Origin of the sequence: Escherichia sp. E1130, from assembly GCF_005781065.1 — a bacterium.
In the GTDB taxonomy this organism is placed as follows: domain Bacteria; phylum Pseudomonadota; class Gammaproteobacteria; order Enterobacterales; family Enterobacteriaceae; genus Escherichia.
The window spans coordinates 143,501-157,593 of record NZ_VATL01000004.1 but is presented as its reverse complement, the minus strand read 5'-3'; the positions used below and the strand labels follow the sequence as shown (position 1 = coordinate 157,593).

Sequence of the window (14,093 nt, the reverse complement as noted above, 5' to 3'; positions counted from 1 at the left end):
GCTAATGTGGTAGTGGTGTTATTCAGGTCCAGGAATGGAAAGGGCGCTATGGTACTGGATGGCAAGGCATTCGTCACGCATCAAAATGGTATCTGACGAACTCTTTTTTTGCTCAAAATAGCCCAAGTTGCCCGGTCATAAGTGTAGCAAAATTATCCTCAATAAAGGGGAGTATTCCTTCCGCCACAGGTTGAAGCTGGCGGGTCAGATAGTGTTCGTAATCCAGCGGCGAACGTCGATAGTCCAGCGGCTCCGGGCCGTTGGTGGTCCATACGTACTTAATGGTGCCACGGTTCTGGTATTGCAAGGGGCGACCGCGTTTTTGGTTTTCTTCATCGGCAAGGCGTGCAGCGCGTACATGTGGCGGTACATTACGCTGATATTCGCTCAGCGGACGGCGAAGCCGTTTACGGTAAACCAGTTGCGCATCCAGTTCGCCCGCCATCAGTTTGTCGATAGTTTCACGCACGTACTCCTGATATGGCTCGTTGCGAAAGATGCGCAAGTACAGCTCCTGCTGAAACTGCTGGGCCAGCGGCGTCCAGTCGGTACGCACGGTTTCCAGCCCTTTAAATACCATCCGCTGTTTGTCGCCCTCCTGAATCAGCCCGGCATAACGCTTTTTACTGCCGGTATCGGCTCCACGAATGGTCGGCATCAGAAAACGGCAGTAATGGGTTTCATACTCCAGTTCCAGCGCGCTGGTCAGCCGTTGTTTTTGCAGCGTTTCCGCCCACCAGGCGTTAACGTGCTGCACCAGTGCGCGACCGATTTTCGCCGCCTCTTCTTCCGAATGTGCGCCTTTCAGCCAAACAAACGTTGAGTCGGTATCGCCGTAGATCACGTCGTAGCCCTGCGCTTCAATCAATGCTTTGGTTTGCCGCATGATCTGATGACCACGCATGGTGATCGACGACGCCAGGCGCGGATCGAAGAAGCGGCAGGCAGTGGTGCCAAGCACGCCATAAAAGGCATTCATAATGATCTTCAGCGCCTGCGACAGCGGCTTGTTGCCCTGACGTTTGGCTTCATCGCGCCCGTGCCAGATGTTAGTCACAATCTCCGGCAGGCAATGTTTTTCCCGCGAGAACCAGGCATCGAGAAAACCTTCGGTGCTGTGCTCTGGATCAGGCTGCGCCATGCCTTCTACCAGCCCGACGGGATCAATCAGAAAAGTGCGGATGATTGACGGGTACAGGCTTTTGTAGTCCAGTACCAGCACCGAATCATAAAGCCCTGGCCGCGAATCCATCACGTAGCCGCCAGGGCTGGCGTGCGGTGGCACTTCGCCGAGATTAGGCGCGACATAACCAGCGCGGTGCATACGGGGAAAATAGAGATGACCAAACGCCGCTACTGAACCTCCGTGGCGGTCTACCGGCAGGCCGTTCACCGTTGCTCGTTCGAGCAAAAACGGCATGATTTCAGTTTTATGGAAAATCTGCGTCACCAGTTCGCAATCTTTCAGGTTATAAGTCGCCAGCGCGGGCTTATCTTCGGCGAAACGACGGTCAATTTCGTCCATTCGATCCCACGGGTTATCGATAGATTTTCCTTCGCCTAATAGCTCCTGAGCGACAGTTTCCAGCGAGAATGAAGAGAAATTCCAGAACGCGGATTTCAGCGCCTCGATACCGTCGATAATTAGCCGACCTTTGGCCTGGGCGAAAAAGACGCCGTCTTTAAAGCCGTGCTCGCGCCACTCCAGCTCGCTGTTATCGCGCCCCAGACGCAGCGGAATACGGTAACGCTCGGCATGTTTTTGCAGCATTCGCAGATCGAACTGCACCACGTTCCAGCCGATGAGCACATCGGGATCGTGATTTGCAAACCAGGCGTTAAGTTTTTCCAGCAGCTGCGGGCGGCTGGCGACGTATTCCAGTTCGAAATCGAGCGCGGAGACATCGCCATTCTCTGGCCCCAGCATATAAACGATGCGCTGCCCGCAACCTTCCAGGCCGATGCAGTACAGCTCACCATGGCGGGTAGTTTCAATATCAATAGAAACCCACTTGAGTGGCGGACGATAGTCGGGATTCGGTTTCAGACGGGCATTAACGATAGCGCCATTGCGCATATCTCCCTCGACCCACACCGGAGCGGTGATGAAGCGCTCCATCAGATAGCGTTCTGGCGGGCGCACATCGGCCTCGTAGATGGTAACGCCACCTTCACGCAGGCGCTTTTCGTAACTCATCAACTGGCGATGGGCGCGACAGTAAAGGCCATACACCGGCTGACGGTGAAAATCCTTTAACGCCAGCGGTGTCAGGCGAAAGCCTTGCTCACCCTGCAAAATATGCTGAGCGCGGGGAACCTGATCGGCGGGAATAAACGCCACGGACTCTTGCGGCGCAAGCGTAACGTGCAACGGCCCGTTGTCCGTTGCCAGCCAGAAAGAAACTTCGGTCCCTTGAGGGGTATCCCGCCAGTGTCGGGTTAAGATAAAACCTGCCTGCGCCACGCTGAAAATCCAATAAAAAACCAGGCTTGAGTATAGCCTGGTTTCGTTTGACTGGCTGTGGTTTTATACAGTCGTTACTGCCCGTAATACGCCTTTGCACCATGCTTACGCAGATAGTGTTTATCCAGCAAGGTTTGCTGCATATCAGGGAGCTGCGGGGCCAGCTGGCGGCAGAAAATCCCCATATAAGCGACCTCTTCCAGCACGATAGCGTTATGCACCGCATCTTCGGCGTTTTTACCCCACGCAAACGGACCGTGAGAATGGACCAGAACGCCGGGCATTTGCGCTGCATCGATACCCTGTTTTTCGAAGGTTTCTACGATGACGTTACCGGTTTCCCACTCATATTCGCCGTTGATTTCTGCGTCGGTCATTTTGCGGGTGCAGGGAATGGGACCGTAGAAATAGTCGGCGTGGGTGGTACCGGTTGCCGGAATTGACTGGCCCGCCTGCGCCCAGATGGTGGCGTGGCGCGAGTGCGTGTGCACAATGCCGCCAATGGACGGGAATGCCTGATAGAGCAGTCGGTGAGTTGGCGTGTCAGAGGAGGGCTTTTTCGTACCTTCAACCACTTCACCGGTTTCGATGCTGACCACGACCATATCGTCGGCGGTCATGATGTTGTAATCGACGCCGGAAGGTTTGATCACAAAGACGCCGCGCTCGCGATCAACGGCGCTGACGTTGCCCCAGGTCAGAGTGACCAGGTTGTGTTTTGGGAGCGCCAGGTTGGCTTCTAAAACCTGACGTTTGAGATCTTCTAACATGTTGACTCCTTCGTGCCGGATGCGCTTTGCTTATCCGGCCTACAAAATCGCAGCGCGTAGGCCTGATAAGACGCGGCAGCGTCGCATCAGGCGTTACATACCTGATGCGGCTACTTAGCGACGAAATCCGTAATACACTTCGTTCCAGCGCAGCGCGTCTTTAAACGCTGGCAGGCGGGTGTCGTTATCAATCACCGTGATTTCAATGTCGTGCATCTCGGCGAACTGGCGCATATCGTTAAGGTTCAGCGCATGGCTGAAGACGGTGTGGTGCGCACCACCAGCAAGGATCCACGCTTCGGAAGCGGTTGGCAGATCCGGTTGCGCTTTCCACAGCGCATTCGCCACCGGCAGTTTTGGCAGGGAGTGCGGTGTTTTCACCGTGTCGATGCAGTTAACCAGCAGACGATAACGATCGCCGAGATCAATCAGGCTGGCGACAATCGCCGGACCGGTTTGGGTATTGAAGATCAGGCGGGCAGGATCATCTTTACCACCAATACCGAGGTGCTGAACGTCGAGGATCGGTTTCTCTTCTACGGCGATCGACGGGCAGACTTCCAGCATGTGGGAGCCGAGCACCAGGTCATTACCTTTCTCGAAGTGGTAGGTGTAGTCCTCCATAAAGGAGGTGCCGCCCTGCAGACCGGTTGACATCACCTTCATGATGCGAAGCAGGGCGGCAGTTTTCCAGTCGCCTTCGCCCGCAAAGCCGTAGCCTTGCTGCATCAGACGCTGTACGGCCAGGCCAGGAAGCTGTTTCAGACCGTGCAAATCTTCGAAGGTGGTGGTGAACGCGTGGAAGCCACCTTGTTCCAGGAAACGCTTCATCCCCAGCTCAATACGCGCCGCTTCCAGCACGTTCTGTCGTTTTTCGCCGTGGATTTGTGTGGCAGGCGTCATGGTGTAGCAGCTTTCGTACTCATCGACCAGCGCGTTAACATCGCCATCGCTGATGGAGTTCACCACCTGCACCAGATCGCCAACCGCCCAGGTATTGACGGAGAAACCGAACTTGATCTGTGCGGCAACTTTATCGCCGTCAGTGACCGCCACTTCACGCATGTTATCGCCAAAACGGCAGACTTTCAGATGACGGGTATCCTGTTTAGATACCGCCTGACGCATCCAGGAGCCGATACGCTCATGTGCTTGTTTATCCTGCCAGTGACCGGTAACGACGGCATGTTGCTGACGCATACGCGCGCCGATGAAACCGAACTCGCGACCGCCATGTGCAGTCTGGTTCAGGTTCATAAAGTCCATGTCGATGCTGTCCCACGGTAGCGCCGCGTTAAACTGGGTGTGGAATTGCAGCAACGGTTTGTTGAGCATGGTCAGGCCGTTGATCCACATTTTGGCCGGGGAGAAGGTGTGCAGCCACACCACCAGACCCGCGCAACGATCGTCGTAATTGGCATCGCGGCAAATTGCGGTGATTTCGTCCGGCGTGGTACCCAGCGGTTTCAGCACCAGTTTGCAGGGCAGTTTCGCTTCCGTATTCAGCGCATTAACGACGTGCTCGGCATGTTGGGTGACCTGACGCAGGGTTTCCGGGCCATACAGATGCTGGCTGCCAATTACAAACCACACTTCATAATTATCAAAAATCGTCATTGTCGTGTCCTTATAGAGTCGGAACGGCCTGGGCAGCCTGTGCCGGGGCGGAAGTTGGAAGATAATGTTGTTCGGCGCTTATCGCCCACTGCTGATAGCGGCGATAAAGCTGTTCAAAGCGTTGTGCCTGTTCGGTACGTGGTTGCAGGGTTTTCTCTACCGCACTGGCCATTTTTTGCTGGGCTGATGGGATGTCGGCATGCACTTTCGCGGCGACGGCAGCGAAAATCGCTGCACCGAGCGCGCAACACTGATCAGAGGCAACAATTTGCAGCGGGCGATTCAGCACGTCGCAGCAGGCTTGCATAATCACCTGGTTTTTCCGCGCGATGCCGCCCAGCGCCATCACGTTGTTTACGGCGATCCCCTGGTTAGTGAAGCACTCCTGAATTGCGCGCGCGCCAAAAGCGGTAGCGGCAATTAAACCGCCGAACAGTAGCGGAGCGTCGGTAGCGAGGTTCAGGTCGGTAATCACCCCTTTCAGGCGTTGGTTAGCGTTTGGCGTGCGACGACCATTAAACCAGTCGAGTACCACTGGCAGGTGATCCAGAGACGGATTTTTGGCCCATGCTTCGGTCAGCGCCGGAAGCAGTTGTTTCTGGCTGGCTTTGATTTGCTCTTTCAGTTCCGGATGCTGGGCGGCAAGCTGTTCCAGCGGCCAGCCGAGTACGCGACCAAACCAGGCGTAGATATCACCAAACGCCGACTGACCTGCTTCCAGACCGATAAATCCAGGAACCACGCTGCCATCAACCTGACCGCAAATGCCTTTAACTGCCCGCTCGCCAACGCTCTGTTTGTCGGCAATCAGAATGTCGCAGGTGGAAGTACCGATAACTTTTACCAGTGCGTTAGGCTGTGCGCCTGCGCCGACTGCGCCCATATGGCAGTCAAACGCGCCGCCGGAAATCACCACGCTTTCAGGCAGACCGAGACGCTGCGCCCATTCCGGGCATAAGGTGCCCACCGGAATATCGGCAGTCCAGGTGTCAGTGAACAGCGGGGAAGGCAAATGGCGATTGAGGATCGGGTCCAGTTCGTCAAAGAAACTGGCTGGAGGTAAACCGCCCCAGCTTTCATGCCACAGAGATTTATGCCCGGCGCTGCAACGTCCGCGGCGAATATCCTGCGGGCGTGTGGTGCCGGAGAGCAGGGCGGGTACCCAGTCGCACAGTTCAATCCACGATGCGGCAGATTGCGCCACGGCGCTATCCTGGCGAGTCACATGCAGGATTTTTGCCCAGAACCATTCGCTGGAATAAATACCGCCAATATAGCGAGAGTAGTCAGTTTTGCCCGGTGTATGGCACAAGCGGGTGATCTCTTCCGCTTCTTCAACCGCCGTGTGGTCTTTCCACAAAACGAACATCGCGTTCGGGTTTTCGGCAAACTCCGGGCGCAGCGCAAGCACGTTGCCGTCGGCGTCGATTGGTGCAGGCGTGGAGCCGGTGGTGTCCACGCCAATCCCGACCACCGCTGCGCGCTGTTCGGCGCTAAGTTCTGCCAGCACGGTTTTCAGCGCCGCTTCCATTGACTCAATGTAGTCACGCGGATGATGACGGAACTGGTTATTCGGGGCGTCACTAAATTGCCCTTCCTGCCAACGGGGATACCACTCTACGCTGGTGGCGATCTCTTCACCGGTGGCGCATTCCACCGCCAAAGCTCGCACAGAATCACTGCCAAAATCGAGGCCAATTGCAATCGCCATCGTTTCACTCCATCCAAAAAAACGGGTATGGAGAAACAGTAGAGAGTTGCGAAAAAAAGCGTCAGGCAGGATCCGCTAATCTTATGGATAAAAATGCTATTGCATAGCAAAGTGTGACGCCGTGCAAATAATCAATGTGGACTTTTCTGCCGTGATTATAGACACTTTTGTTACGCGTTTTTGTTATGGCTATTGCCCCCCTTTGTTACAAAATGCTTTTCACAAGCGGGGTTGCCGGTTGGATTAGCGAGAAGAGCCAGTAAAAGACGCAGTGACGGCAATATCTGATGCAATATGGACAATTGGTTTCTTCTCTGAATGGCGGGAGTATGAAAAGTATGGCTGAAGCGCAAAATGATCCCTTGCTGCCGGGTTACTCGTTCAACGCCCATCTGGTGGCGGGTTTAACGCCGATTGAGGCCAACGGTTATCTCGATTTTTTTATCGACCGATCGCTGGGAATGAAAGGCTATATTCTCAATCTCACCATTCGCGGACAGGGCATAGTGAAAAACCAGGGGCGAGAATTTGTCTGCCGACCAGGCGATATTTTGCTATTCCCGCCGGGAGAAATTCATCACTACGGTCGTCATCCGGAGGCCCGCGAATGGTATCACCAGTGGGTTTACTTTCGCCCCCGCGCTTACTGGCACGAATGGCTTAACTGGCCGTCGATATTTGCCAATACCGGTTTCTTTCGCCCGAATGAAGCGCATCAGCCGCATTTCAGCGATTTGTTCGGGCAAATTATCAATGCCGGACAAGTGGAAGGGCGCTATTCGGAGTTGCTGGCGATAAATCTTCTTGAGCAATTGTTACTGCGGCGCATGGAAGTCATTAATGAGTCGCTACATCCGCCAATGGATAATCGGGTACGCGAGGCTTGTCAGTACATCAGCGATCACCTTGCGGACAGCAATTTTGATATCGCCAGTGTCGCACAGCATGTCTGCTTGTCTCCGTCGCGTCTGTCGCATCTGTTCCGCCAGCAATTAGGGATTAGTGTCTTAAGCTGGCGCGAAGATCAACGCATCAGTCAGGCGAAGCTGCTATTGAGCACGACTCGTATGCCTATCGCCACAGTCGGACGCAATGTTGGCTTTGATGATCAACTCTATTTCTCACGGGTATTTAAAAAATGCACAGGTGCCAGCCCGAGCGAGTTCCGTGCCGGTTGTGAAGAAAAAGTGAATGATGTAGCTCTCAGGTTGTCATAATTGGTAACGTATCAGACGATTGACGGCTTGACGGAGTAGCATTGGGTTTGCAGAATCCCTGCTTCGTCCATTTGACAGGCACATTATGCAAGCATTGCTGGAACACTTTATTACCCAATCCACTGTGTATTCATTGATGGCGGTGGTGTTGGTGGCCTTTCTGGAGTCACTGGCGCTGGTCGGTTTGATTCTGCCCGGTACGGTGCTGATGGCGGGGCTGGGGGCGCTGATAGGTAGCGGCGAGTTAAGTTTCTGGCACGCCTGGCTGGCGGGGATTGTTGGCTGCCTGATGGGCGACTGGATCTCCTTCTGGCTGGGCTGGCGGTTTAAAAAGCCGCTGCATCGCTGGTCATTTCTGAAGAAAAACAAAGCGTTACTCGATAAAACCGAGCATGCGCTGCATCAACACAGCATGTTTACCATTCTGGTCGGACGCTTTGTCGGGCCGACGCGCCCGCTAGTGCCAATGGTGGCGGGGATGCTGGATCTGCCTGTGGCGAAATTTATCACGCCAAATATTATCGGCTGCCTGTTATGGCCTCCGTTTTACTTCCTGCCGGGGATTCTGGCGGGCGCGGCGATCGATATTCCTGCCGGAATGCAGAGTGGCGAGTTTAAATGGTTGCTGCTGGCGACGGCGGTGTTTTTGTGGGTTGGCGGTTGGTTGTGCTGGCGATTATGGCGCAGCGGCAAGGTAACCGATCGTTTAAGTCATTATTTGTCGCGTGGTCATTTGTTGTGGCTGGCGCCGTTGATTTCTGCCATTGGCGTGGTGGCGCTGGTGGTGTTAATTCGCCATCCGTTGATGCCGATGTATATCGAGATTTTGCGTAAAGTGGTTGGGGTTTAGAGGATAGTCTTGTGCGGGGCGCCTGATGCGGACAAAACGTCGGATAAGGCGTTCACGCCGCATCCGACAGTGCATATTAACCTGTAATTCCCAACAGCGCCGAAGCACTCGCCTTACCACTCAACAACTCATCGGTCATACCCTGCCAGGCGATGCGCCCGTCGGCGACCACCACCGAGCGCGTGGCTATCCGCGCCGCATCTTCCACACTGTGCGACACCATCAATAACGTCATTTTTTGCTGCTGGCAGCTTGTACTGACCAGCGTCAGCATCTCCTGACGCAGCGCCGGGTCGAGCGCCGAGAACGGTTCATCGAGCAATAAAATCGGCTGTTCGCGCACCAGACAACGCGCTAACGCCACGCGCTGCCGCTGACCGCCGGAAAGCTCGCCCGGTAACCGCGTTATTAAATTATCAATCCCCATCTGGCGTGCGATAGCATGCATTTTCTCCTGCTGTGCCGCGTTCAGCTTCAGTCCTGGATTAAGCCCCAGCCCGATGTTCTGCGCGACCGTCAGGTGACTGAACAGGTTGTTCTCCTGAAACAGCATCGATACCGGACGGCGTGACGGCGGCGTCGTGGTGTGATCAACGCCGTCGATAGTCAGCGAACCGCTGGCTGGCGTCAGAAAACCGGCGATCAAATTCAGTAGGGTACTTTTACCCGCGCCGCTTGGCCCGAGGATCGCCACCTGCTCGCCGCGCTCCACCGTTAAGCTAAAACGCATCGGCAAATGGTGGTAAAGCCAGGTGATATCAGTCAGTTTTAACATTTCGCCCCGGTAGTTTTTCAATCACGGTAAACAGCAGAAAACAGAGCAGCAGCAGAATTAACGCGGTGACCGCGCCGTCCTGGCTGCGATAGGAGCCAATTTGCTGGTAGAGATAAAACGGCAGGGTGCGGAAATCATCGTTACCGAACAACGCCACCACGCCAAAATCACCAATCGACAACACGCAGGCAAAGGCCAGCGCCTGCGCCAGCGGACGTTTCAGAGCGCGCAGCTCCACCACTTTTAAGCGCGACCAGCCTTCAATGCCCAGCGACTGACACAACATGCTGTAGCGGGCGGTGATATCGCGCATTGGGTTTTCCAGCACCTTCAGCGCGTAAGGGATCGCCATTAACGCATTGGTGAAAATCACAATGCCGTCAGCAGATTGTGGCAGGCCAATAGTGTTGTTGAGCAGCAAAAAGAAGCCCGTTGCCAGCACAATCCCCGGCATGGCGAGGATCAACATGCCGCTCATCTCCAGCGCCTGACCCGCCAGCATTTTTTGCCGCGCCCGCAGTTCGCGACTGCTCCATAGCAGCATCATGGTCAGCACTACGCACAATACGCCTGCCGCCAGCGCAATACGCAACGAGGTCCACAGCGCCTGCCACAGCACCGGTTGTGCCAGCACTTCCGGCAACTGGCGATTTACCCCATCGACAATCACCGCCAGTAACGGTGGCAGCAACAGCAGCAGCGCCAGCACGATCAATACCGTATCGCAAATGCGGCTATGCAGACGATCGTCCGGGTCGCGCCAGCCTTGCAGCAGCGTGGTGCCAGGCGCAATGGCCTTACTCAATCGCTGACTCAATAGCACCAGTCCGAGGCAACACACCATCTGGATCAGCGCCAGCATCGCCGCGCGGGCGGGATCGTAGTCGTAACTCAGTGCCTGATAGATTGCCAGCTCGATAGTGGTCGCCTGCGGACCGCCCCCCAGCGACAACACGGTGGCGAAGCTGGCGAAACAGAGCATAAAGATAAGCGCAGCAACCGGCGGAATTTGTCGCCGTAACCACGGCCATTCGACGAAACGAAAGAAGTGCCAGCCGCGCATCCCAAGCTGGGCAGCAAGCTGGCGCTGCTCGCCGGGAATGTTTTCCAGCGCCTGGAGTAATAAGCGGCTCGCCATCGGCAGATTAAAAAATACGTGCGCCAGCAAAATGCCTTGCAGGCCGTAGGGCGAAAAGGTCCACTCCAGACCAAGCGATTGCCAGAGCGATGCCAGCCAGCCCTGGCGACCATAGACGCTAAGAATGCCGAAAACGGCGACCAGCACCGGGAGGATCAAGGTCATTGCGCACAGACGCAACAGCGCCTGCCGCCCCGGAAAGCGCCTGCGGTAGAGGGCGCGGGCGAGGAAAATCGCAGGAACGACAGAGAGCAGCGCCGAAAGAAACGCCTGCCAGAAGGAGAAACGCACCACATGCCACAGGTAGCTGTCCTGCCAGATTGTTGCCCAGTCACCCTGCGGCGCGTTCCACCACAGGGCGAGAAACGCCGCCAGTGCAACCGCCACCACAAGCGTAGCAGCGCTTACACCTGGAATTAACCAGCCGGGAATTAACGGCTGACGGCGCGTTGCCATTCGCTAATCCAGGTCTGACGTTGTGCCGCCACTTCGGCTGGCGTGAACTCCAGCGTGGTTGCTGGTTTGGTCAATTGTTCAAACCCGGCAGGCAGCGTGACGTTTGCTACCGGATACATCCAGTTGCCAGTTGGAATCGCATTCTGGAAAGCCGGAGAAACCATAAACTGGAGGAATTTTTGCGCCAGCTCCGGCTGCTTGCTGGCAGCGGTGCGGGCGGCAACTTCCACCTGCAGATAGTGACCTTCGCTGAAGTTCGCAGCGGCGTAGTTATCTTTCTTCTCTTCGAGAATGTGATAAGCCGGAGAGGTGGTGTAACTCAGTACCAGATCGCTTTCGCCTTTTAAAAACAGGCCGTAGGCTTCGCTCCAGCCTTTGGTGACCGTAACAGTTTTCTTCGCCAGCTTCTGCCAGGCTTGTGGGGCGTCATCGCCATAGACTTTTTGCATCCACAACAGCAAGCCAAGCCCCGGCGTACTGGTACGCGGATCCTGATAAATCACTCGCCAGTTTTGATCGCTCTCAACCAGCTCCTTCAGGCTTTGCGGCGGATTTTTCAGTTTGTTTTTGTCATAGACGAAGGCGAAGTAGCCGTAATCAAACGGTACGAAAGTGTCATTATTCCAGCCGCCGGGAATGTTTACTGCATCCGTTGCCACACCGCTTTTGGCAAACAGTCCGGTTTTACTGGCGGCGTCTAACAGATTGTTATCCAGCCCCAGCACCACATCGGCTTTGCTGTTTTTGCCTTCCATCCGTAGACGGTTGAGAAGCGAAACGCCATCTTCCAGCGCCACCAGTTTCAGTTCGCAATTACAGTCGGCTTCAAAGGCTTTTTTGACCACCGGACCAGGCCCCCAGTCGGCGGCGAAGGAATCGTAGGTATAAACAGTCAGAACGGGTTTAGCGAAAACAGGCGCTGTGCACAGCAACAGCAGGGGAAGACATTTTTTTAACACTTTGCACCTCAAAAAAGAGTGGCAAAGGACTTGAGAAGGAGCCTCAAATCCCTTCGCCGGCGTTATCCGGATCAGGTTCGACGGGTATTTTCTCAGCGCACGCGTCCGCGTGGCACCCCGTTGAGAACGGCGTTAGTGTAGTGATTTTGTTATCAACCAGCAATCATGGATCCGGTGGCGCAAACCACGCTGATTTAAAATCGAACCAGCCGAGGGTGTTCATGCGCAGGCCGCGCATACTGCGTTGCCCCTGAATAATCAGCCAGTGGTGGATCAGCGGCACCATCGCTTTGCTGGCTACTAACCGCTGGCACCAGTTCGCCAGGTTCATCTCGCCGTTGCGCCAGCGCGTGGCGTCGGCTTGCCAGTCGAGAGGAATACAGTGCTGTAGCAGCGGCACTTCGCACAAGTGTGCGAACAGCGAAAAATCCAGCGGCAGCGTAAAGTTGGCGCTGTTAAGCCAGATGTCGCTTTCGATCTCACCTTCGTGCCACTGATCGTAGCTGATCTCTTTGATTTCCAGGGTGACCTGGTGACTTGCCAGAATCTGCTGCATGATCCTGGCAATCACCCGATGTTCAATATGATCCTGATAAAAGGTCAGGGTGAGATGTTCCAGTCCGGCAGGTTTTTCGCAATGTGTTGGGCGGGCGTGGTGCCAGCGGGGGAGCAGCCCATAGGCCGGAAACCACAGTTGCTGGTACTGTTCCTCGGCGAAATAAACCAGATTGGTCGGCGAAAGTACATAGCTTATCCAGTCTCTGACTTGCTGATTCGCTCCGCGATGGGTGCGACTGTCGAACAGTAGATAGTAGCAACCTTCTTCAAGGCGACTTTCAATCTCTTTTTCCTCGCCCTGCGGCCCTTTCAGCATCAGGCCTCCTGCGGGGTCATCGGCAATTTCCGGCAAGACCCAGACGTTAACTTCGTCGATTAATGCCCGATAACCGAAGAAATCATCGAATGCCTGAATTTTCAGTTGGTTAGTGCTGTTACGCATTACCGCATACGGACCGGTACCGATAGGGTGGCTGGCAAAATTGCTGAGGGTTTCCCATTCACGCGGCAGGATCATCGCCGGAACTTGCGCCAGCAGTAACGGCAACCAGCGATCTGGCTGAGTGAGATGAATATCCAGCGTCCAGGGCGTCGGCGACACAATTTCAGCGATGTGGGAATAGAGCGGCAGCGTATTGATCCGCTTCAACGAGGCGATGACGTCGTCTATTTCCAGTTCACGACCATGATGAAAATGGACCCCGGGGCGCAAAAAGAAGCGCCAGTGGAGTGGGGAAATTTGCTGCCAGTGGTGGGCGATGTCCGCCTCCAGTTCCCCATTTTCCTCATTTATGCGGGTTAACGCGCTGAAAATTTGCCGGGCGATATGCGTTTCGGAACGGCGTAATGCGCTGCCAGGCAGCAGATTACGCAACGGACGATAGTAGAGCACGCGCAGGATGTGCCGCCCCTGGCGGAAGCTACGCCCCAGATGGGAAATCAGCATTTGCCGCACAGCCGTTTTGTCGCCAACCAGCTGCACCAGTTGGTCGATATGATCCTGTTCAAGCAAATCTTCTGCCCGCTGTTGCTGAAGCGCCAGCCCGGTATACAGGAAGGTCAAACGTGAACGTTTACCGCGCCCAACTTCAGCTTCCCATGTTAACCAGCCGCGATCCTGCATGGTGTTGAGCAGGGTGCGCATATGACGACGGGAGCAGCTCAATAACTCCGCCAGTTCGTTGAGCGTCGTGTCCTGCGATTTACCCTCGCAGCATTGCCACAGGCGGATGAATTGTTGTTGCAGACGAGCTGATGGCATAAAAGGGGAACTCCTGCGCAAAAGTCAGCAATTTTATTTTCCCTATATTAAGTCAATAATTCTTAACGATGAAGCAAGGAGGTGTCCCATGCGTCAGTTTTATCAGCACTACTTTACCGCGACAGCGACGTTGTGCTGGCTGCGTTGGTTAAGCGTTCCACAACGATTAACCATGCTTGAAGAGCTGATGCAGTGGGAGGGGAGTGATTCTGAATACTGATTTGCGGACATCATGTGTGACTGAGTATTGGTGTTAATCGCCACGCCAGCAGTGATTATCTGCTGGCTTTTTTCTTTTTGGCGATTGAGTGCCGGAC

The 14,093-nt window shown here is 55.0% G+C and carries 11 protein-coding genes and 1 riboswitch; of the genes, 3 read left to right on the top strand and 8 right to left on the bottom strand.

Annotated elements, in window-relative coordinates; all coding sequences use genetic code 11:
- Nucleotides 1–112 precede the first annotated feature (112 nt).
- From polB to araB, 4 genes are all read right to left on the bottom strand, one after another.
- A complete protein-coding gene (polB, locus tag FEK66_RS03530; protein ID WP_135493449.1) occupies nt 113–2,464 on the bottom strand; it encodes a DNA polymerase II in 2,352 nt (783 codons plus the stop codon).
- A 74-nt stretch (nt 2,465–2,538) separates the two neighbouring features.
- Nucleotides 2,539–3,234, bottom strand: coding sequence for an L-ribulose-5-phosphate 4-epimerase (araD, locus tag FEK66_RS03525; protein ID WP_130204885.1), 696 nt, complete (start codon nt 3,232–3,234; stop codon nt 2,539–2,541).
- Nucleotides 3,235–3,348: 114 nt separating this feature from the next.
- Nucleotides 3,349–4,851, bottom strand: a complete 1,503-nt coding sequence (gene araA, locus FEK66_RS03520) for an L-arabinose isomerase (protein ID WP_000151734.1) — start codon at nt 4,849–4,851, stop codon at nt 3,349–3,351.
- Between the two features lie 10 nt (nt 4,852–4,861).
- Entirely contained in the window at nt 4,862–6,562 is a 1,701-nt protein-coding gene (gene araB / locus FEK66_RS03515; protein WP_135493450.1) for a ribulokinase, read from the bottom strand.
- 338 nt (nt 6,563–6,900) lie between these two features.
- On the opposite strand from araB, the gene araC reads away from it, so the two are divergent.
- Both araC and FEK66_RS03505 read left to right on the top strand, forming a co-directional pair.
- The gene (gene araC / locus FEK66_RS03510; protein ID WP_135493486.1) at nt 6,901–7,779 is read left to right on the top strand and encodes an arabinose operon transcriptional regulator AraC; all 879 of its coding nucleotides are present in this window, start codon (nt 6,901–6,903) and stop codon (nt 7,777–7,779) included.
- Nucleotides 7,780–7,864: 85 nt separating this feature from the next.
- A complete protein-coding gene (locus FEK66_RS03505; protein ID WP_135493451.1) occupies nt 7,865–8,629 on the top strand; it encodes a DedA family protein in 765 nt (254 codons plus the stop codon).
- Between the two features lie 76 nt (nt 8,630–8,705).
- Here the strand turns inward: FEK66_RS03505 and thiQ are convergent, their stop codons facing one another.
- From thiQ to sgrR, 4 genes are all read right to left on the bottom strand, one after another.
- Nucleotides 8,706–9,404, bottom strand: a complete 699-nt coding sequence (thiQ, locus tag FEK66_RS03500; RefSeq protein ID WP_130204890.1) for a thiamine ABC transporter ATP-binding protein ThiQ — start codon at nt 9,402–9,404, stop codon at nt 8,706–8,708.
- Nucleotides 9,388–10,998, bottom strand: coding sequence for a thiamine/thiamine pyrophosphate ABC transporter permease ThiP (gene thiP / locus FEK66_RS03495; RefSeq protein WP_135493452.1), 1,611 nt, complete (start codon nt 10,996–10,998; stop codon nt 9,388–9,390). Before thiP ends, thiQ begins: the two co-directional genes overlap by 17 nt.
- A complete protein-coding gene (gene thiB / locus FEK66_RS03490; RefSeq protein WP_135493453.1) occupies nt 10,974–11,957 on the bottom strand; it encodes a thiamine ABC transporter substrate binding subunit in 984 nt (327 codons plus the stop codon). The genes thiP and thiB overlap by 25 nt, the downstream gene beginning before the upstream one ends.
- Nucleotides 11,958–11,987: 30 nt before the next feature.
- Nucleotides 11,988–12,087: riboswitch (TPP riboswitch) on the bottom strand.
- Nucleotides 12,088–12,120: 33 nt separating this feature from the next.
- On the bottom strand, nt 12,121–13,776 hold the full coding sequence (gene sgrR / locus FEK66_RS03485) for a DNA-binding transcriptional regulator SgrR (RefSeq protein ID WP_135493454.1): 1,656 nt from the start codon (nt 13,774–13,776) through the stop codon (nt 12,121–12,123).
- 88 nt (nt 13,777–13,864) lie between these two features.
- Between sgrR and sgrT the strand changes: the two genes are divergently transcribed.
- Nucleotides 13,865–13,996: a glucose uptake inhibitor SgrT gene (gene sgrT, locus FEK66_RS03480; RefSeq protein WP_130204898.1), complete on the top strand. Its 132-nt coding sequence runs from the start codon at nt 13,865–13,867 to the stop codon at nt 13,994–13,996.
- Nucleotides 13,997–14,093 lie beyond the last annotated feature (97 nt).